Origin of the sequence: Paenibacillus contaminans (genome assembly GCF_003285015.1) — a bacterium.
In the GTDB taxonomy this organism is placed as follows: domain Bacteria; phylum Bacillota; class Bacilli; order Paenibacillales; family NBRC-103111; genus Paenibacillus_V; species Paenibacillus_V contaminans.
Genome location: NZ_QMFB01000008.1, coordinates 235727 through 256631 on the forward strand (window position 1 = coordinate 235727; position 20905 = coordinate 256631).

General features: G+C 52.3%; 19 protein-coding genes. 15 read left to right on the forward strand and 4 right to left on the reverse strand.

Going from position 1 to position 20905, the window contains the following annotated elements:
- Window positions 1-1075: 1075 nt before the first annotated feature.
- Together DQG23_RS15915 and DQG23_RS15920 are read left to right on the forward strand one after the other, a co-directional pair.
- Window positions 1076-1942, forward strand: a complete 867-nt coding sequence (locus tag DQG23_RS15915) for a sugar phosphate isomerase/epimerase family protein (RefSeq protein WP_113031844.1) — start codon at window positions 1076-1078, stop codon at window positions 1940-1942.
- 199 nt (window positions 1943-2141) lie between these two features.
- A complete protein-coding gene (locus DQG23_RS15920) occupies window positions 2142-2558 on the forward strand; it encodes an NUDIX hydrolase (RefSeq protein WP_192894600.1) in 417 nt (138 codons plus the stop codon).
- 270 nt (window positions 2559-2828) lie between these two features.
- Here the strand turns inward: DQG23_RS15920 and DQG23_RS15925 are convergent, their stop codons facing one another.
- Both DQG23_RS15925 and DQG23_RS15930 read right to left on the reverse strand, forming a co-directional pair.
- Entirely contained in the window at window positions 2829-4304 is a 1476-nt protein-coding gene (locus tag DQG23_RS15925) for a HAMP domain-containing sensor histidine kinase (RefSeq protein WP_113031846.1), read from the reverse strand.
- Complete coding sequence (locus DQG23_RS15930; protein ID WP_113031847.1) at window positions 4294-4989, reverse strand: response regulator transcription factor; 696 nt, start codon at window positions 4987-4989, stop codon at window positions 4294-4296. Before DQG23_RS15930 ends, DQG23_RS15925 begins: the two co-directional genes overlap by 11 nt.
- 455 nt (window positions 4990-5444) lie before the next feature.
- Here DQG23_RS15930 and DQG23_RS15935 point away from each other — a divergent pair, with 455 nt between their 5' ends.
- A complete protein-coding gene (locus tag DQG23_RS15935; RefSeq protein WP_113031848.1) occupies window positions 5445-6074 on the forward strand; it encodes a YcnI family copper-binding membrane protein in 630 nt (209 codons plus the stop codon).
- A gap of 375 nt (window positions 6075-6449) precedes the next feature.
- Here the strand turns inward: DQG23_RS15935 and DQG23_RS15940 are convergent, their stop codons facing one another.
- Together DQG23_RS15940 and DQG23_RS15945 are read right to left on the reverse strand one after the other, a co-directional pair.
- A complete protein-coding gene (locus DQG23_RS15940; RefSeq protein WP_113031849.1) occupies window positions 6450-7160 on the reverse strand; it encodes an ankyrin repeat domain-containing protein in 711 nt (236 codons plus the stop codon).
- An 84-nt stretch (window positions 7161-7244) separates the two neighbouring features.
- Window positions 7245-8027, reverse strand: coding sequence for a TIGR01457 family HAD-type hydrolase (locus tag DQG23_RS15945; RefSeq protein WP_113031850.1), 783 nt, complete (start codon window positions 8025-8027; stop codon window positions 7245-7247).
- A gap of 296 nt (window positions 8028-8323) precedes the next feature.
- Here DQG23_RS15945 and DQG23_RS15950 point away from each other — a divergent pair, with 296 nt between their 5' ends.
- The 12 genes from DQG23_RS15950 (at window position 8324) to DQG23_RS16005 (ending at window position 20803) form a co-directional block, all read left to right on the forward strand.
- Window positions 8324-10081, forward strand: coding sequence for a cache domain-containing sensor histidine kinase (locus DQG23_RS15950; RefSeq protein ID WP_113031851.1), 1758 nt, complete (start codon window positions 8324-8326; stop codon window positions 10079-10081).
- A 1-nt stretch (window position 10082) separates the two neighbouring features.
- Window positions 10083-11135, forward strand: a complete 1053-nt coding sequence (locus DQG23_RS15955) for a response regulator transcription factor (RefSeq protein WP_113031852.1) — start codon at window positions 10083-10085, stop codon at window positions 11133-11135.
- Window positions 11136-11322: 187 nt separating this feature from the next.
- The gene (locus DQG23_RS15960) at window positions 11323-12996 is read left to right on the forward strand and encodes an extracellular solute-binding protein (protein WP_113031853.1); all 1674 of its coding nucleotides are present in this window, start codon (window positions 11323-11325) and stop codon (window positions 12994-12996) included.
- Between the two features lie 22 nt (window positions 12997-13018).
- Window positions 13019-13909 carry an ABC transporter permease gene (locus DQG23_RS15965; RefSeq protein ID WP_113031854.1) on the forward strand — a complete coding sequence of 297 codons (891 nt, stop codon included), beginning with the start codon at window positions 13019-13021 and terminating at the stop codon, window positions 13907-13909.
- A gap of 16 nt (window positions 13910-13925) precedes the next feature.
- The gene (locus DQG23_RS15970) at window positions 13926-14816 is read left to right on the forward strand and encodes a carbohydrate ABC transporter permease (RefSeq protein ID WP_238177906.1); all 891 of its coding nucleotides are present in this window, start codon (window positions 13926-13928) and stop codon (window positions 14814-14816) included.
- A 19-nt stretch (window positions 14817-14835) separates the two neighbouring features.
- Window positions 14836-15663 carry a metallophosphoesterase family protein gene (locus DQG23_RS15975; RefSeq protein WP_113031855.1) on the forward strand — a complete coding sequence of 276 codons (828 nt, stop codon included), beginning with the start codon at window positions 14836-14838 and terminating at the stop codon, window positions 15661-15663.
- Between the two features lie 27 nt (window positions 15664-15690).
- Window positions 15691-16392: a histidine phosphatase family protein gene (locus DQG23_RS15980; protein WP_113031856.1), complete on the forward strand. Its 702-nt coding sequence runs from the start codon at window positions 15691-15693 to the stop codon at window positions 16390-16392.
- Window positions 16393-16559: 167 nt separating this feature from the next.
- A complete protein-coding gene (locus DQG23_RS15985; RefSeq protein ID WP_113031926.1) occupies window positions 16560-17267 on the forward strand; it encodes an MgtC/SapB family protein in 708 nt (235 codons plus the stop codon).
- Between the two features lie 276 nt (window positions 17268-17543).
- Window positions 17544-18557 carry an ABC transporter ATP-binding protein gene (locus DQG23_RS15990; protein WP_113031857.1) on the forward strand — a complete coding sequence of 338 codons (1014 nt, stop codon included), beginning with the start codon at window positions 17544-17546 and terminating at the stop codon, window positions 18555-18557.
- Window positions 18554-19354: an ABC transporter permease gene (locus tag DQG23_RS15995; protein ID WP_113031858.1), complete on the forward strand. Its 801-nt coding sequence runs from the start codon at window positions 18554-18556 to the stop codon at window positions 19352-19354. Before DQG23_RS15990 ends, DQG23_RS15995 begins: the two co-directional genes overlap by 4 nt.
- Window positions 19338-20144, forward strand: a complete 807-nt coding sequence (locus DQG23_RS16000; RefSeq protein ID WP_238177907.1) for an ABC transporter permease — start codon at window positions 19338-19340, stop codon at window positions 20142-20144. Before DQG23_RS15995 ends, DQG23_RS16000 begins: the two co-directional genes overlap by 17 nt.
- Window positions 20145-20347: 203 nt before the next feature.
- Window positions 20348-20803, forward strand: coding sequence for a chemotaxis protein CheX (locus DQG23_RS16005; protein WP_113031859.1), 456 nt, complete (start codon window positions 20348-20350; stop codon window positions 20801-20803).
- Window positions 20804-20905: the final 102 nt, after the last annotated feature.

The following is a 20905-nucleotide window of genomic DNA, read 5'->3' on the forward strand; positions in this document are numbered from 1 at the left end:
TTCATTGCACCAAGTGTCGTAGTAGGCATACAAGACTCAGTAATAAGGCTGCATATGATTATCTCTCTCGCTGGGCGTTACTCCGATTTCGATTTTGTAAGTGGGTTGTTGCATGGCTGGCACTCCTTCCTTTAGCACTATTCTTTACCATATGAGGAGGATATACACGATATGTTGCTCCAAAAACATCAGAACGATCTCGAACAACTAAAGAAAATAGCGCTGGAACAAGGGAATCAGATCAACCTTTCTTTATTCTTATTACAATCCAGAACCGGACGGATGATGAAATTCCAAGTATCCTGGAGTATTTCAGCGAGAATGACATAGAAGTTATCGTTTCCGATGTCGAGCCGGATAGCCCGGAACCCCCGGAAACCTTGGAATCCGATAGCAGTATCAAACCGTTCGACCCTAGCAAGATTGACATCAAAATGGATAAAATGTGGAAGGAATATTTACTCAATGGAATCTATATAGTGCTTGATCCGGATATAGAAGACAAAATCAGCACCGAAGTTCAATTGAATAATATTTCGAATGTTGATCAGATTGCGCTCTTGCAAAGCGAGACTATCGAGCACATTCTTTCAGCATATTTCCTCCGGACAAGACTTATGGGATAATAAAGACAGTGTTAAGGATCAGTTAATAGAGGACTCCCGGAAATTTCACTTGGTACAGGTGTTGATCAGACTTCAGCGTATGAACGTATATTTTGGGGACGATGATACGGATTATAACCCGCAAAAACTAGGCTTTAACGCCCGTACAGAGTCGGAAACCGTGCAGCAGAACCCAGAATTAAAGAAGCTGCGAAAGTTCCGTATGCCCAGCGGTGAAACCGAGTATTTCTTCGATCACATCGGCTTTACGGGAAATTATTGCGGAAGGATACATTTTTTGCCGAATAAGGCGAATAAAAAATGTTGCATCGGCTATATTGGAAAGCATTTGAAAACAAAGCGATTTTAAGTTGACGTTTTATCGCATACAGAAGGCGGATGCTGATGACCGCTTTTTTATTTTTTTAACACATGCTATAGACATAGATTCGGATGGGGAGGGCTTGCGGATGGAAATTGGTTGCTGCTTGCTGATGAGGAGAGCGGATGGAGATGCGAAAGAGAGCGCGATTCTGCTGCGACAGCTTGAGGAAGGGCTCGCGGCGGCGGCGGATGCGGGCTTTGACTTCATCGAATTGCCGTCTTGGGCCGTTTCGAGGCTTACGCCAGCTGACGCGGTTCGGGCGAAAGCGCTTATTGCGGCAAGCGGGCTGCCGGTTCCGGTGTTCAACAGCATCGTTCCGCCTGACGTGATGCTGGTCGGCCCGGATGCCGATCCGGAAGCGCTGGATGCGCATCTCGAATTGACCATGCGTGCGATCCGCGACTTCGGCGGCGAAGCGGCGGTGCTCGGCGGCGCGAAGCAGCGTTTGGCGCCGAAGGGCTTCGCGCGCGATACGGCGCTGGAGAAGTTCGAGCGCTTCGTGCAGCTGAGCGAGCGCCATGCGGCGGACAACGGCATCGTCGTGGCCGTCGAGCATATCAGCCGCAAGGAGACGAACATAGTAAGGACCCTTGAGGAGGCGACGGAGCTGGCGGCCAAGCAGTATTCGCCGCATGTAAAGGCGCTTGCCGACTCGTACCATATGTTCGTTGAACGGGAGGAATATGACAGCCTAACGGAAGCGGTCGAAATGGATTTGCTCGCTCATGTTCATTTGGCTGATCGCGACCGGCTTTTTCCTGGCGAAACAGACGGACGGAACATGGATGTGGAAGGCGAAGAAGCCCCGCCTGGCGTCGACTTTGCGTCGCTGCTTGCGACGCTTCGCGATGCTGGCTATGAAGGCCGGCTGTCCGTGGAATGCATGTACGCCGATTTGAACGAACTGCGCGACAAGGGAAGAGCGTCGCTGAGCTTTTTGCGCGGCTTGTAGGCATTTCCGTTAGAGTTGGGACATGCCCGTTTCAAGCAAGTTAACGGCGCTAGCTTCCGTTAAAACTCCCCCTATACTGGTCAGACGAACGAATGGGTATAGGCTATCTACAGATTTAGGCAGCCCTTAAATTACTGACGATTTACGTCAATCAGCATAGTGCTAAATGGCATGGTTGACTTTGTTGGAGGGAGGAACGCTGATGAAATGGGAAGGTGCTGCTGCCGTATGCATAAATGAACAAAGGAAAGTGCTAATGGTACTGCAGGGGAAGCCGGAAGAGACCAAAAGCTGGTCGGTTCCGTCAGGCGGCATGGAAGAAGGGGAAACGATCGAGCAGTGCTGCGCACGCGAAGTATGGGAGGAAACCGGCTACCATGTCGCGGTAGGCAAGCGGCTGCTAGAGAAAAAAGGGACGGCATTCGGGACGGCGTACGCCGTTCAGTACTTCGAGTGCGAAATCATTGGAGGCACCCCGACGATCCAGGATCCGGACGGGCTCATTCACGAAATCGCCTGGAAATCATCGGAGGAACTGCAGATATTGCCGCTCAGCTTTCCGGAGGATCTGGCGTTTCTGCTCAGTATGCTCGAGGCAAGGCATGTCGACCGTTAGAGGGCCGCATCAGGGGACGGGAACGGCAAAGCAAAGGTCGCATCGAAGCCCGTCGACGATTGATATTTATCTTGAACAGATGAAAACGATCAAGGGAGAAAGCAAAAAGCCCCGACCGACACAAAAGTGCCGATTGGGGCTTTTACGCATCGCGCCAGCTGCAGTTTGACGCATCGCGCCCGCGTCAGCCCGAAGCATGGCGCTAGCCTCAGCTTTTACGCATCGCGCGAGCTTCTGCTCCAAGCCTCGCGTCCGCCTCAGCCAGACGCGTTACGCCAGCTTCAGCTTGACGCAGAAGCGGATTTCGCTTTCTTCGCTTTCCGCCCAAATTTCGCCGTTATGGGCATCGACGATGCTTTTGGCGATGGCGAGGCCCAAGCCCGTCCCGCCGCTGGCGGAGGAGCGGGAGGCGTCGACCCGGTAGAAGCGGTCGAACAGTTTGGGCAGCTCCTCTTTGGCGATCGGATCGCCGAAGTTGGTGACGCATACTCGCACATGATCGTTTTCGCGCGTCATGGCGACCGTGACGACGCCGGGCTTCAGGCTGTATTTGACCGCGTTCGTCAGCAAATTTTCGAAGACGCGGATCATTTTATCCGCATCGATCGTCACCATCAGCTTCTCAGGCGGCAAAATACGGCGCAGCTTCAGCTCGTTCTCCTCCGCATAACCCACAAGCTCCTCCGATAGCTGCTCAAGCAGCTCGTTCAGGCAAACCTTCTCCTGGTGCATCCGGATGTCGTGATTGGACAGCTTCGTATAATCGAACAAGTCGTCGATAAGGCCTTTAAGCTTTTCGGATTTGCTGAAGGCGATGTTCATGTAGGTCTCGGCTTGCTGCTCGTTTTCGAAGTTTTTGTCCTTCAGGAGCCGCAAATACCCCATGATAAGCGTTAACGGCGTACGAAGGTCGTGCGAGACGTTCGTGATCAGCTCGTTTTTCGTCCGTTCGGCCCGCCGCTCCTCTTCGATCGTCCGCTGAAGCTCTTCCGTCATATGGTTAATATGGCTGGCGAGCGTGCCGAGCTCGTCTTTGCTTCTTTGCTCGACCCGATAATTCAAATTGCCGCGCGATATTTCCATAAGCCCTTGGGCGAGCTCCTCGATGTAGCGCATTTTGCGTTTGGTCATCCAATAAAATAAGAAGATGAAAGCGGCGGCAGCTGCGAACATGGCAAGCGAAGAATCGCTGTAATAGTAGGACAAATACGGTTCGGGGACGCCGCTTATGACCATATAGCCTTTTTGGCCCTGCACTTCGACGGGATAGAAGCTTGTCACTTCTTTACCCTTCGTCCAGACGCCGTAATTGCTGCGATCCATCGCATTGCGGACGAGCGAGTGCACGTCGACTTGGGTTTCCGTCACCTTGCTGTTTTTGAAGATGACCCTTCCCTCTGGATCGATGAACATGATTTTGTACTGGTCGCCGAAGCGCGGCTCGTTGATATATTCCTGCAGGTCCTGCGCCGTACGGTCGTTCCAGCGAATGAAATCCGCAAGCTCGCGCCCCGTATTTTCGATGTCGGATGTATTGTATTGAATTGTTGCAGTCTGATTGAATTGGCGCAGGAAGGAATTGCTGATCGAGTAGGTAAGCATCGTCGCAGCGACGCATACGGAAAAAGTAAAAATGAGCTGCAGCCGAATGCTTCGCTGCATGTTGATTCTCGCTGCTTTGGTCATGCGTGCGGCAAACCGGGTAAGGTCACCGAACATGTTGAATGGAAAAAAATTAAGTTTCAATTTTGTAGCCGACCCCCCAGACGGTTTTTATATATTTAGGCTTGCGCGGAAACTCTTCGATTTTCTCGCGGATTTTGCGGATGTGCACCATGACGGTATTGTCCGACTCGAAAAAAGATTCGCCCCACACGCTCTCGTAGATGCGCTCGATGCTGAATACGATGCCGCGGTTGCGGGCCAGCAGCTCCAGGATCGCAAATTCCCGAGGCGTCAGCTTGACGTCCCGGCCGTCGACCTTCACCTCATGCGTGGCGGTGTTAATCGTCAGCTCGTCGATTTCGATCTCATGCTCCTTGTGGGGAACGGGTACGTTCAGCCTCGTATATCTTCTAAGCTGGGATTTGACGCGCGCCATCAGCTCAAGCGGATTAAAAGGCTTGGTCATATAATCGTCGGCACCCGTGCTGAGCCCCAAAATTTTGTCCATATCCTCGCTTTTCGCGGAGAGCATAATGATCGGCATATTTTTCTGCTCGCGAATTTTCAGGCACGCCTGAATGCCGTCCATCCGGGGCATCATAATATCCAGAATAATCAAATCGACTTCCTGCTTCTGCAAAATATCGAGCGCCTCCAAGCCGTTGAGGGCCCGTAACGTGCGATAGCCGTCGTTTTTCAAATAGATGTCGAGCAGATCGAGGATTTCCTTCTCGTCGTCTACAAGCAAAACCGTTTCGTTAGCCAAAGGATGCTCACACTCGCTTTCGTTCCGAAAATCTGATGTCCGTTATGTGCGCAGATTAAACGCTTATCGCCATTAGACCTATAATGCTTATGCGGCGGGCCGGCTGCCCGTCTACGCCAAGGACATTGGGGTCTGACCGTCGCCATGCAGCGCCGCAACGCGCTCCGGGAGAAGCACGTGTTGAAAATGCTAAAGACTCGCAATTATGCTTGCCGTCCTTTTGAAGCGATATGGTCTAGTATAACTTGCAGTTCTTAATAAATGGGAGAGGGAATTCTTAAACTTATCTTAATGTAAATTCCGAGTGGAATAGAAGGAAATGTTCACAATTTTGTAGCACAAATAGCCCTTTCGAGTCATGCCGCAAACGCCGGTTTTCGATTAAGCTGTTTTTAGCCAATATCGTACAGAGAAAATCGACAACAAACTCCAGGTAAAGAAGGGTCTGATGCAAGATGAAAAAGATGTCTATTTTAGTGTTTGCCGGCTTGCTGGCAATCATGCTGATGGCGGGCGCCGCGAGCGCGCACGTTACGGTGTTTCCGAAGGAAGCGACGCAGGGAGCGTACGAGAAGTTTACGGTCCGCGTGCCGAGCGAGGACAAGGAAAGCCCGACGACGAAGGTTGAAGTGAAATTTGCAACGACGGACGTGGCGATTTCGCGAGTAGAACCGAAGCCGGGCTGGAAGTATGAGATGGCGAAGGACGGGGAAGGCAAAGTCACCGGCATTACATGGACGGCGACGGATACGGGCATTATGCCGACTGAGTTCGTCGAGTTCAATATGCAAGGCAAAGTTGAAGATGCGGCGGCTCAAATTACGTGGAAAGCCTACCAAACGTACAAGAACGGAACGGTCGTCGAATGGACGGGAGCGCCGGATGCCAAAACGCCTGCATCGGTTACTGCTGTAAAAGCGAAGCCGGCGAACGGGGCGACGGACAGCCACGGCAACACGACGTCGGCTTCTGCAGGCGGAACGGAGGATAAAGAAGCGTCGTCATTGCCGCTTTACTTATCGATCGCCGGACTTGTGCTCGGGGCACTGGCATTGCTGGTCGCCTTGACGAAAAAAGCGAAATAATAAAAAAAGGGCAGCCAGATCACCAGATGATCTCGGCTGTCCTTTTTTTCGTTTATCAGACTTTCATGTCGTTTCGCGGCACCGCTGATAAACGAAAATATCGTTATTTCAGGGCAGAAAGTATATCGTGGAAGCAGCTCTCAACCTCGGTAAACGCGCCAGTCCTTAAAGGGACGGCGAAGCCGTTTATCCTTGGCGTGCCATAATTCGCCGACCCATCCAATTCCCGAAAAACGAGCTCTTCATGCGAGTACACGAATCCGCGTGTATTAAAAACGTTCGTTCGTCGAAGTCAGGAATGCCGCAAGGCGGTCTCCTTTTCCCGAATCCATGCGGCAGCTACCTTCTTGTCCAGGTATTTCGCCCACNTCGAAGTCAGGAATGCCGCAAGGCGGTCTCCTTTTCCCGAATCCATGCGGCAGCTACCTTCTTGTCCAGGTATTTCGCCCACTCGGCCGGCGTCATATGCTCTTCGTTCTTCTGGTTCAGATCGATATCGGGATGATCAAGCAGAAGCCTCACGATGTTCAGGTCGTCATCATACTGAATCGCAAAATGAATGGGGCTGACGACATCGCCTCCCGCGATTTCCGCTTTTTCGTTCGGATTCGCGCCTTTCCCCAGCAGGTATTCCACCTTCTTGTCATTTCTAGCGCCGATCGCCTGTACGAGCAGCGTAGCGCCGTCCCGCGTTTTTACATGAAGGCTTGTCCGGCTGTCCTCCCCGAATACTTCCAGCATATCCGAGCTTCTGGCCAAAAAAACGGCGGCTTGACCGGTGTCGTCGAGCGTATTCGGATCGGCTCCTTGCTTGAGCAGCATTTGGACTAGTTCAAGATCTTCCTTGTGGGGAAAATGATAAATATGCCACTGGCCCAATACGCCGATTAAAACCTCGTTTATCTCCTGCGCCCCTATCGACTCCAGAACGTTATGAGCCTCCGCGATATTGGATTCGGACGCTAACTCAAGCAGTTTTTCGCTGATTTCCCAGGGTCCAGGCTCTTGCTTATCCGTATCGCCGGGGCTGCTTTCGCAAGCCGTAACGAGCATGGCGACAAGCAATACAAACAATAGCTTCTTCAAGGATTGCTCCTCCTCGATCAATCGCCGATCAGTACGGCAATAAAGTTATTCATGGTGCTGCAGAGGCCTGTTTGCGGCATCGGTCTAGCCGTCAAGCCGTTCCAGCAGCTCGGCAAGGTCGCGGCAAACGAGCTCCGGCCGGAATCCGGTTTCTGCGATCTGCGCATCGACGTTGGCGGATGTGGCTACGCCGGTTTGCACAAGCGCGGTTCGGCATCCGGCCGCAATGCCTCCTCCGATATCGGTGCGCAAATTATCGCCGACCGCCCAAATATCGCCGGCAGGCAATCCGAGCCGTTCGACGGCGTAGCGCATAATGATCGGGGACGGCTTGCCGATGACGACGGGCTCGATCTGCGTCGCCATGCGAATGGCCGCGCCCAAAGAGCCTGCGCCGGGGCTTAAGCCATGCGCGCCCGGAAGCAGGTGATCGGGATTCGTCATGATAAATCCGGCTCCAGCCGCAATGTGGCGTACGGCGGCTTCCAGCTTGGCGTACGTAAACTCGCGGTCGATGCCCTGCACGACGAAGTCCGGATCGCGCTCGACAAGCTCGAGTCCGACTTCGGTCAGCGCCTGCCGCAGACCGGCTTCGCCGATCGCAAACACGCGGCTGCCATCCTGCCGCTCCGCTATGTAAGATGCGGCCGCTTGTGCGGAGCTCAGTACATATTCGGCATCGGCGTCAATACCGACGATATCGCGAATATGCGCCGCTACCTGCTCCGGCGTCCGGGACGAATTGTTCGTAACGTACAGATAAGGCCAGCCGCGTTCCTCCAAAGCTTTTATGAAAGATGCCGCATGGGGTATTTGCCTTGTCCCCGCGTACATCGTTCCGTCCAAATCGATCAAAAATCCCGGCATCAAACCGCTCCTCCCCTCATGAAGCTTGACATGGCTGCATGAACAGCATTTTACACGAAGCGCGCAAGGAACTCCATACTTTATGGGAAACTGGAAGCAAAAATCAGCGGAGTTGCTTGCAAAAGCTTCATGCCTAACCTTATGAGGGTTGCATAGAAGCAGGATTAATGACCGACGTACCTCCGGAATCGAATATCATTTGCGCAAATCGGGTATCGATCGGATGATTGACGGTGTTACATTCGGATTGTACCATGGATACAAAATCAAATGATCGTCCGGGAGGAGATTAGAAGGTGGATGCCGGATATGCCCGCGTATTCAAAAGGTTCTTTTACAAGAAACCGCGTTCGCTGAAAAAAAGCTTGACGGTCGTTTTGCTGCTTAGTACGGTTGTCCCCATCGTGCTAATGGGCATCGGCTCCTATTATGTCATCTATTCCATACTGGACAATAAAATAGCGAACGGCGTTCAAAGCACGCTGCGTCAAGTCCGTTCGAATATCGAGAAAACGTACGCAAACCTCAATTACGTGTCGCAACAGCTTTCCTCCAACGATCTGCAGCTGTACTTTCAATCCGAGGATACGATGGAACGTTACATGCTCAGTCAGACCGTGTTTAAAACCCTCGATCTTGTCAATTTTACAAATCCCGATACAGGATTGTTTTATTATTACACGCAGCCGGGCAATGACATTTATTTTCAAAATCAGTCGGTTTTGCCGAACCAAGGCGTTGAGCAGTTGCCGGAATTATCTTATGTAAAAGGGGTTGCATTTTATGGGCCGCATGCGTCGCTCTCCGGTCGAAGCGGCTATGTGTTTTCCTTGTCCCGCCCTATAAACATTCCGAAGCGGTCGAATGTATATAGCTACGTGGAGACGAATAACGAGCTTTATGGAAGGCTGCTAAACAGCGAGCAGTATGGGTTGAAAATGTTCCACTTGCTCGCGGACGCCAAGGGAAAGGTCGTTTTCAGTCAGGATGAGACGGTGTTTCCGGGCGGAACGGTGCTGCCTGTCGATTTCGGCGGACGTGAGTATACACAGGCAAACGGCTATTATATGTTTCGCGAATACAGCGAGGAGCAGGGGTGGTTTGTGTATTCGCTGGTCGATCAGCAAGCGTTTCGCGCCGAGATGAAAAGCTGGCTCTTGATCAGTATGATGATTGCGGTCGTTTCGCTGCTTTTTAGCGGGGTGCTCGGCTGGTCGATTTGGAAAATGGTTTACAAGCCGCTTGCCAAACTGAACGGCGAAATTCACAAAGTGAAAGCAAGCCGCAGCCATGAGGATGTGCCGAACGGGCGAAAAATCGTACTGACGCGAATATCGGAGTTTGACGAGGTCTTGCTGCAGTTTCAGGACATGCGGGTTCGGATCAGCATGCTGCTGACGGAGCTTATGCAGAAAGAGGAGGACAAGCGGTATTTGGAGGTTGAAAAGCTGGTGGCGCAGATCAATCCCCATTTTCTATACAATACGCTTAATACGGTACAGTGGCTGGCCAAATCGAACGGCCAAGAGGAGATCGTCAATTTAATTGCCGTATTTACGCGTCTGATGCGGTACAATCTCGGCAAAGAAGGCGGACTGGTGAAGCTGAGCAATGAGATCGATGCGCTCAAGGATTATGTGAAGCTGCAGCAAATTCGCTATAACTACGAGTTTACGGTCGACATTCATGCCGATCCGGCTGCATTGGACGTGCCGGTTCCGAGATTCCTGCTGCAGCCGCTTATTGAAAATGCGCTTTATCACGGACAGTCGGAGGCAGGCAGCTCGATCCGGCTTTCGATAACGATCGTCGAAAACGGCTCGATTCTTGTACAAGTGCAGGATAACGGCCCCGGCATAAGCGAGGAGCAGATCGAGAAGCTGTTCCGGCAAATTCCGGAGCGGGAAAAAGTCGGCATGGGCATCGGACTGTCTTACGTGAACACGATGCTGCGGATGCATTACGGGGAAGAGGCGAGACTTCAGGTTGAGAGCCGCCCGCATGAAGGAACGACAATCCGGTTCCTTATCCCGATGAGGTTGAAGGAGGCGTAATATGATAAACGCAATCGTCGTTGAGGACGAATATTTTGTCCGAGTCGGTTTTATAGCCGCGATGCCGTGGGAGCAATTCGACATTCGGATCGTCGGCGAGGCCGGCAACGGGAAGAAAGCGATCGAATTGCTGGAGCAGATGGAGGTCGATCTTGTCATTACCGATCTGGCAATGCCCGTCATGAACGGATTCGATCTTATGCGGCATGTGCGGGAGCATTATCCGAATGTGCATCTTGTGGTGCTGACTTGTCATGAAGATTTTAAATACATTCAAGACGCCATGCGCTGCGGCGCGCTGGATTACATTGTGAAAACGGAAATCGAAGGCGACAATATGCAGGAATCGCTGCGGCGAATCCTGCAGAATATCCGGAAAATCAGCGGAGCGAACCGTTCGTCTGCGGCCGAATCCGTCGAATGGGATGAGGAAGACGAGCGGAGGCTGCAGCGGCATGCAAGCAATTGGCTTCCCCTCCATTGGGTCGCTAGCGAGGCGGAGTATGCCGATTTATGCGGACAATTGGAGGATATAAACCCGCCGATACCGGCTTTGCGCCAAACGCTGCTCGATTTGCTGGCGGAATGGAATCGGAAAGCGGAGGTTTTCCAGCTGCGCGAATGGACGAAAAAGGCCGAACGGATTCAATCCTGGGACGATTGGGAGTCGTTCATAGCCGATTTTCGCTTATTGCTTCGTCAATCGATGCCGATTGCCAAATATCCCGAGGACGTCATTGTTCGAATATTGCAAGCGAAGGAAACGATGGAAAGCGAGATGGACGCCAAAATATCGCAAAGCTACTTCGCTATAGAACTGAAGATGAGCAGGGGGTATTTCGGCAAAGCCTTCAAGGATATTGTGGGCGAGCAATTCAACGACTATTTGAAGGCGCTGCGTATCGCTCGGGCGAAGGAGCTGCTGGCTCGGACGGCGAAGCCGATCGCGGCCATCGCCGAAGAATGCGGCTTCCTGGACCATCGTTATTTCAGCAGGCAGTTCCGCGAGGAAACGGGATTGCTCCCGTCGGAGTTTCGAAGCCGTCCTCTGTAAGGAAACGGGAACCGGTGCTCTGCAAAAGATAGAGGGTGAAAATTGCTGCCGGCAGGTTAGGAAATTGGCGTAAAAATTAAAACAATTTTCTACATTGCTGAAACCGTTTCTCCCTCACGGGTCGCAAAACAAGGCCTTTATAATAGGAGCGTACATCATACATTGCGATATCGGAGGGGTGTTTTACATGAAGAAACGGAAAGGCAGTCTGGTCATCATGCTTGCCGGCGTACTTCTCGTCCTCACAGCGTGCAGCGGGAACAAGGAAGCCGCATCCCCGGAGACGCCGGACGGAGCGAAACAGGGTTCTCAAGCTAGCGCCAAGGATCCGTTCGGCAAATACGAGTCACCGGTCACATTGAATATCGGTTATTCCATACCCGATGGGATCAAGTGGCCGGAGGGCGAGCTGGTGGACAACGAGTATACCAAGTTATACGAAGAGAAGTTCAATATCAAGTTCAAGCATGCTTTCGAAGTGCCGAGCGCCGGGTATGAGCAGAAGGTGAATTTGCTTATTTCCAGCAATGACATTCCCGACGTGCTACTCGTCAACGAAGCGCAATACAAGCTTCTTGCCGAATCGGATATGCTGGAAGATTTGACGAAAGTATATGAGGACTACGCTTCTCCCACGTTAAAGAAACTGTATGGCGATTTCGGTCCGGAATTCATGCGGAAGGTTACGTATAACAATAAACTGCTTGCCCTGCCGTCAACCGTACCCGCGCGCGATAACGACAGCGTCGTCTGGATTCGCCGCGATTGGTTGAAGAACGTTAACATGGAGCTGCCCGATGTCATTACGATGGCCGACTTGGAGAAAGCAGCCAAGGCGTTCATCGAGAACGATCCCGACCAGAACGGGAAAAAAGATACTTACGGCATTCAGAGCACCTCTAACTTTGTGACGAATTCGATGGCTTATAACTCGCTCGACTTGCTGTTTGCCGCAAATCAATCGTTTCCGAAAATTTGGCGGAAAGATGCAAGCGGCAACATCGTATACGGCTCGCTGCAGCCGGAAACGAAACAAGCGCTGGCCAATATCCGCGACTTGTATGCAAAAGGCTTGATCGATAAAGAGTTCGGCACGATCAAACCCGAGCAATTCACCAAAGACATATACGCCGGCAAAGCCGGCATCGTATTCGGGCAATCGTATGCGCCTATCGCATTCCCCGATTCGGTTAAGAACGATCCCAAAACGGATTGGAACGCGCATATTCTCGTCGCCTCCGACGGCAAGTATTATTCCAGGCAGCCTAACCCGCTAGGGAAAGTCATCGCTATCAAAAAAGGCGTGAAAAACCCGGAAGCCGTCGTTAAAGTGGTCAACCTGATGGCGGAGATGGACAATCGCAAGCAGGGAGCTCCTGCCGTATATACGAATAAGACAGGCTTCACTTGGACCGTTCGTCCGATTCAAGTGCAAATACGCGAGCGGTCGACATTCAGCGATCGGATTAAAAACTTGCAGGCGACCGCCGCCGGCACTTACAAGCGGGAGGATTTGCCGCCGAACGACATCGACATATTCGATAATTACAAGAAAGGCTACGAGGCGTTAAAAGCCCAGCCGTCCGCATGGGCGTTCGTCATCTACATGTTTAACGGCGGCAAAGTCGTCTTGAGTCCTCTTACGATGGAAGTGTATAACGAGTACTACGGAATCACTAAGGGAATGGAGACGAAATGGGCGAATTTGACCAAGCTTGAGAATGAAGCGTTCATGCGCATCATCATCGGTGACAAGCCGCTCGATTATTTCGAAACGTTCGTCGACGAGTGGAAAAAACAGGGCGGCGACCAAATCACGAAGGAAGTTGCCGAAGAAATCAAGCGCCTAAGCGGCAAGTGACGGCTGGAACGGAGAGAGGCGCATGAACAATAAAGGTACCCAAATTAATTATCACCTGATGATGCTGCCGGGGATGATCATCCTTGCCGTATTCAGCTTTTACCCGATGCTCGGATCGGTCATCGCTTTCAAGAAGTATTTGCCTGCCAAAGGCATCTGGGGCTCGCCTTGGGTAGGACTCGACAATGTCAGCTATTTGTTTCAAATATCCGACAGCAAAATCATTTTGTACAATACGCTTTTCATCGCAGTTTTGAAAATGATCGCCAACATTATCGTTCCGCTCGCCTTCGCGCTGCTGCTCAATGAAGCCAGAGTGCGAATCATCAAGCGGTGGGTGCAGACGATCGTATACTTGCCGCATTTCATGTCCTGGGTGCTGCTCTCGGTCATTATGCTGAACATTCTTTCGCTTAAAGGCGTTGTCAATCAATTTTTAGGTTTGTTCGGCATCGAGCCGATCTTGTTTCTCGGCAGCAACCAATGGTTCCCGGCCGTTCTTGTCGTCAGCGACATCTGGAAGGAATTCGGCTTCGCCGCCATCATTTATTTGGCCGCACTAACGGCTATAAACCCTTCCTTGTACGAAGCCGCGGAGATCGACGGCGCCTCCAGATGGATCAAACTGACGAACATCACATTGCCGAGCATTTTGCCGACAATCGTTCTCTTATCCACGCTCGGTCTCGGTCATATCCTTGACGCCGGCTTCGAACAAATTTTGAATCTGTACAATCCGCTTGTCTATCAATCGGGAGATGTAATCGATACTTACGTTTACCGCGTCGGATTGGTTCAGTCGCAATATGGCATTGCCAGTGCGGTCGGCTTGATGAAATCGGTTGTCAGCTTTGTCCTGATCGTCATTTCTTACCAACTCGCAGCGCGCTTTGCGAACTACCGGATTTTCTAAAGGGGAGGTAACGGATTTGCACGTTTACGGCAAAAGTAAAACAACCAGAATGACCGATCTTCTCATTCATCTTGTGCTTATCGCCATTGCCTTTATGTCGCTGTTTCCTATATTGAACGCGTTTGCGAGTTCGTTCAGCGGCAGAGCGGCGGTTGGAGCGATGAAAGTGACCGTTTTTCCGATCGATTTCACGCTTTCCAACTATAAGGCGATTATGGAAGACAAGCAGTTTTTCGTTTCCTTCGGCGTTTCGATTCAAAGGGTGCTGCTCGGCGGGCTGCTTCAATTCGTTCTGACGGTTATGCTCGCCTATCCTTTATCGAGGGAGAGGGCCAGGTTCAAAGGACGGGATATCTACATGTGGGCGCTCGTTATCGCGATGCTGTTTAACGGCGGTTTGATCCCATGGTATATAACGGTGAAGTCGGTCGGGCTGCTCGATACGATGTGGGCGTTGGTGCTGCCGAAAGCGGTTCCGGTGTTTAACGTCATCCTGCTTATGAATTTCATGCGAAACTTGCCTAAGGAGCTGGATGAAGCCGCAGAGATGGACGGAGCCGGCCCCTGGTATAAGATGATCATGCTTTATATTCCGCTGTCGCTTCCGGCGCTTGCGACCGTCACGCTGTTCAGCTTCGTCGGCCACTGGAACGCCTTTTTCGACGGGCTTCTGCTTATTCACAGCACGGAGAAGCTGCCGCTGCAAACGTACATCAACCTGTTTATGGTGCAAAATATGCAAACCGAGAGCATCGATCCGGAGCAGATGGAGCTTATGCTGCGAATGTCGGACCAAGGCTTGAACGCCGCTAAAGTGATGCTGAGCATGCTGCCGCTCTTGCTGTTATATCCGATCCTGCAGCGTTTCTTCATACATGGCATCGTGCTGGGATCGGTAAAAGAATAGCCATGAGGAGTGGAGAACAATGTTGAAGCAAACCGATATGTCCGTGTATTGGATAACGGACGTGCATTTGAAGGACCATGTAACCGGGCGGCCGGAAGCTGAGGGAGCCGTTTACGGAGAGCGCCATTTTTATGCGTCGCTCGACAAGCTGCGGCAAAGCGTCGATATTGTCAACATAGAGAAGCCGGATCTCGTCGTTTGTACGGGCGATGTAATCGAAGTCAAGCAGTCTCTGGGTTCGTTCGTAGAGCAATGGGATCGAATGGAAGCGCCTAAAGCGTTCGTTCTGGGGAATCACGACTTGGAAGCGGGTTATGATGCGGTCGTGAACGAGATGGGCTATCAGGACAGACTTGAAATCGCCGGAAGCCGGTTCAACTGTTCGTTCGTCTTGCGCAACGACGAATTCGGCATCCGCTGCATCGTTCTGGATACGTACGTCGGCGAAGACGGCAAGCATCGTTATGGGACTTGTGAAGGCACGATCGGAGCACAAGCTTTTGAATGGCTGGAGCAAGAAATGACGGCATGCCCGGAATCGGTCATCCTGCTGTTCTCCCATAACGGGATCGAGGGGCCGGAGGAGTATTTCGACCGGCGGCATGCCGCGCAATTCCGCGAGCTGGCCCGCCGCGTCACAACAAATGGCAAAAAGCTGTATAACTTGGCCGGTCACCACCATGTGCATCCTCATCCGGAGGTGAAGCAAGTGCTGCCGCATTATACGTTTGTGAACGGCGTTGCCATGATTGCCGGAACATGCTCTGCGGTTAACGTCCTGACGATACAAAAAGACGGGACGCTGCATATCGGCTCCAAGGAAGTCAAGTATCCGTACCCGGAGTAAATCAAACCAGATAAGGAGTTCCATTCGATGCGCATTTACATCATTCGTCATGCGGATCCGGACTACGCCAATCATACGATAACGGCGGCCGGACATAAGGAAGCGAAGGCGCTGGCCGAGCGGCTGAAGCTGGAGGGTATCGACCGCATCTTTAGCTCTCCCGTGCCAAGAGCCGTGCATACGATGCAGTATACGTCACGGCTGCTGGAGATCGAGCCTGTCTTCGAGCCGTGGATGGCCGAGCTGGAAGGCTGGCACGTAACCGGAGAGGATGGCCAAAGCAGAGCGGCATGGAATGTCGACGGAGAGATCGTCCGCGGGCTTGAGCGTCGGCAAGTCGATGAATGGCACCGGTTCGGGCCCTTTGCTGGCGGAGATTTCCACTCGAAGAACGCGCTTCTGACGGATAATTCGGATCGGTTTATGCAATCGCTTGGTTATGCAAGAGAGGGAGGACGCTACCGGATCATCAAGCGGAATGGGGACAAGATCGCCGTTTTCTGCCATCTCGGATTCGGCCTTACGTGGATCTCGCATTTGCTGGGGCTGCCGGTTCCGACCGTATGGACGGGCTTTTGGAAAGCGCCGAGCTCCGTTACGACCCTGCTGATGGACGAACGTTCGGAACAATGGGCGGTTCCTCGTTTATTGGCGCTTGGCGATACGTCGCATTTGCATGCTTCCGGGCTGCCGATCAGCAAACAAGGTATTTTTGCGAACTTCGATTGATAGAAAAAATTGTCGTTCGGGGAGGCCGGTCAATTCCGTTGGAAGATGCGGACGGTTGCCTGTACCGATGTGTCATGCGATTCATTTTATGACTTACGGAGGAAGTGTTGAGCGTGCCCCAGGTAACGGATATTTGGCACATAACACATCTAGAGCTGCTGTTCAGAATGCTGAGTGCCGTCATACTCGGCGGATTGATCGGCTTGGAACGGGAGTTTAGCAATCATGCCGCCGGTTTTCGCACGCATATTCTCGTATGCCTCGGGTCCGCAACCATCATGCTGCTGTCGATGTACGGCTTTTCCGATTTCGTGAACGAGCCGAACGTGCGGATCGATCCGGCGCGTTTGGCGGCCCAAGTGATTAGCGGCATCGGCTTTCTCGGGGCGGGGGCGATTCTCCGCAACGGCTCCGTGATCAGCGGATTAACGACGGCAGCTTCCGTTTGGGTGGTAGCCGCAATAGGCTTGTGCATCGGATCCGGTTTTATATATGCGGCATTGTTCGCAACTTTATTGGTGCTGGCCAGCCTCCTGCTGCTTAATAAATGGGAGAAGCATTTGATGCGGCACCGGAGATATCGCGATATGACGGTGAAGACGCTGGATTACCCGGGTGTGATCGGAAAGATCGCATCGATATTCGACGAGCATGGCATCCAAATCATAAATATTTCATGTATGTCCGATGTCAAAATTTCAAACGAGCATGAAGGAAAATCCGTAATCGAGCTTACCTTTAACCTTAAGGTACGCGATCAAAGGAAATGGATTGCTGCGATCGATCAAATGAAATCGCTCGACGCCGTACTGTGGACGGAATCCGATAACATTGTGCTTCCTCATTCGGCAATGCGTGCGGAGCGGATCGGATAAAATCCGTCTGTTCGAAATCTGTTAGGCTGACGTTATTCCGATTTACCGGCATTCGATGTAAAAAAACGGTTGCGAACGGCTTACCCCATGTGGTAGCATATAGCAATTAAGTGGAAGGGCTTCTAGGGATCCGGCGCGAGCGGCGCCGAACCAAGCGAAGCCGGCGCAGCGATAGCGGCGCTACACCGTAGGGATAAAAGACCTCGCGCAAGTTCCGCCTTTAGGGGCGAAGCTGTGCGGGTTTTTTTGTTTTTTATCGGAAAGGGGGAGGAACACATGGCTGTCATCAAGGTCGAAGGGCTTTGCAAGTCTTTCGCAATCAAAAAGAAGCCGCCCGGCTTGCGGGGCAGCGTGCAATCGCTGCTTCGCCCCGTATATGCCGAGAAGCGGGCTGTCGAAGGCATCGAGTTCCAAGTAAACGAAGGGGAGAAGGTCGCCTTTCTCGGCCCGAACGGCGCGGGCAAGTCGACTACGATCAAAATGCTGACCGGCATTCTGCATCCGACAAGCGGTTATGCCGACGTTCTCGGACTTTGCCCATGGAAGGACCGCGGCAGGCTCGCGTACCGGATCGGTTCCGTTTTCGGCCAAAAATCGCAGCTGTGGTACCATCTGCCGGTGACCGATTCCTTCGAGCTGATGGGCAGCATCTACGAGCTGGGCAAAACGAATTTCCTTAACCGCAGAGACGAACTCATCCACCGGTTCGGGCTGGAGCCGTTCCTGCCGATTCCGGTGCGGAAGCTGTCGCTGGGCGAGCGCATGCGCTGCGAAATAGCTGCGGCGCTTCTGCACAGGCCGCAAGTCGTGTTTCTCGACGAGCCGACGATCGGGCTCGACGTCGTCGTGAAGCAGACGATCCGTGAGGTCATTCTCGAAATGAACCGTCGCGAAGGCTGCACGATTTTTCTGACGACGCATGATGCGGGGGATATCGAGCAAATGTGCGATAGAGCGATCGTCATCAACCACGGGAAAATCGCGGTTGACGACTCGGTTGCCAGCATGAAGTCGAGCTTCCTGAAATATAAAACCGTCGAGCTTAAGCTGAAGGAGCCGGTTGAGGGCATCGATTTTCAAGGCGTCCGGGTCATCGAAAACGGGACGTCGCTTAAGCTTTCCGTAGACACGACGGCCGTTTCGATCGAAGAGGTGCTGGGCTTCCTGACGGCCAGATGCCGGATCGACGATGTGACGATTCAAGATCCGCCGCTGGAAGAAACGATCGCCAAGCTGTATGCGGCGGAGAAGGAAGAAACGGCGGAACGGAAGGAGGCGTCGGTCAAATGAACCGGCTTAAGCTGGCCAAATATGCGGCGATCGGCAAAGTGACCGTCCGCAACCAGTTCGCTTATATTTTCGACGCGTTGTTGCGGTCCTTATTTTTGCTTGTCATTCTCTATATTTTGATCCAGCTCTGGAAGGTGACTTACGGGGGGATGGGAACGGAGCGGATCGCAGGTTATACGTTCGGACAAATGATTTGGTATTTAATTGTGTCGGAATCGATCATCATGGCTTCTCCCCGCGTTACGACGACGGTAGAGGAAGAGGTGAAAACGGGAGCTATCGCCTATCTGATGACCCGGCCGTTCAGCTATATCGGCTATCAATACGCCACGTATATGGGGGAGGCGTCCGTCAAGCTGCTGATCAACCTGACGCTGGGCAGCCTGCTGGGGCTCGCCCTAATCGGCCCGCCCGACTTGGGCTGGGGCTCGCTTGCTTTTTGGCCGGTCGCGGCATTGGCGTATACGGTTAATTTTATCATCAGAATGTGCCTTGCCTTGGCTGCTTTCTGGGTGGAGGAGACGCAAGGCTTGACACTCGTGTACGATAAACTGCTGTTTACGATCGGGGGCATGCTGCTGCCGCTCGAGCTTTTTCCGGAAGCATTGCGCCGTATTTGCGAATGGCTGCCTTTTCAGACGATCGTCTATTTTCCGGCCAAAACGGCCGTTCGCTTCGATGCGGGCGCACTGCAGCATATGATTGGCGTACAGCTTGTGTGGGGAGCGGTTTTGGCGGCGCTTCTGGCGTTCATTTACCGGAAAGGAGCGAAGAGGCTTAATGTCAACGGCGGATAAACGAAAAATGGGCTGGCTGAAGTTTTGCTGGACGTCCTGGAAGCTGAATGCCGCAGGTGCGATGGAATTTCGGATGAGTTTCATTATGACGGCGGGCATGATGTTTATTAATAATCTGGTATGGATATTTTTCTGGAGCATTTATTTCAAGCAATTTCCGATCGTCAACGGCTGGGAGCAGGATGACGTCATGATCATGTGGGCCATTGGTACCGCAGGCTACGGCCTCGCCGCCATCTTCTTCGGCAACATGACGCGAATCGCGAATATCGTGGCGACCGGCCAGCTCGATCTTTATTTATCCCAGCCGAAGCCGGTGCTGCTTAACGTTCTGGTCAGCCGGATGTCGGTCACGGCGATCGGCGATCTTGTGTTCGGCCTTCTTTTATTCGGCATCTTCGGGGATGTTTCGCTGCCGGGCCTGCTTCGCTTCGTTTCCGCAATGCTGATCAGCACGGTGATATTCGTCTTTTTTATGGTGGCTACGCAGTCGCTCGCCTTTTACATCGGCAACGCGGAGGGACTAGGGCAGCAGTTGTTTATTACGTTCATTACGTTTTCGACGTACCCGACCGATATTTTCCGCGGCTTTGCCAGGCTGCTCCTGTTTACTGCCGTGCCGGCAGGCTTCATCAGCTATTTGCCGATCGGCTGGATCCGCGAGTTTCAGCCGGCGTTCGCATTAGGCGCAGTCGGGGCGGCAGTAGGACTGGCGGTTGCCGGTACGGCATTTTTTTACCGGGGTCTTCGGCGGTACAGCTCCGGCAATGCAATCGGCATGCGGATGTGACGGAGGAAAATCAGACTTTGCAGACATAACGGCCTAGCCCGATGATCGCAAGTATTCTTTATGTAACGAGAGAACTAGGGACGTTTTTCGCGGTTATTCGTCAAAATCCGAGTAAACCAGTATACGAGACCTAATTGTTTCGTTTATAATGGGAGAAGTGAGTTTTCCATTAATGGGATATTGTCGAGAAGGGGACCGGAGACATGAAAGCGGAGTACATCAATCCTTTTTTGGAATCTGCCAGAATCGTGATCGAGCAGATGATCGCGGTTCGTCCGACAACCGGCCAACTGGGCGTGAGGGAAGTGAAATTTGCCGAAAAATATTTGTGGATTGAAATCGGATTAACCGGTCAAATGAACGGCGTTATCATGTTCGAGCTTCATGAAGAGGTAGCGCTCAAACTAGTATCGGCAATGATGGGGGGCTTTGTGCTGAACGAAATGGACGACATGGGCCGCAGTGCGATATCGGAGCTTGGCAATATGATCTCCGGTAATGCAAGCACCATGCTGTTCAATCAAGGCGTGCGCGTGGACATCACGCCGCCGAAGGTGATTCAATGGGCGGATATGACGGACGGTCCGCGGAAGGCGCTCACGATTCCTCTTATTATGGATGGGATCGGCGCGATGGACATTCAAGTGCTGGTAGCATAAAACCGAGTGCAATTGTTCGAAGGAAAGCGGAGACCCGGCTGACGGGTGCTCCGCTTTTGTTTTTAAAGTATAGCTCTGCTGATTGTTCAATTTCCCGATAAA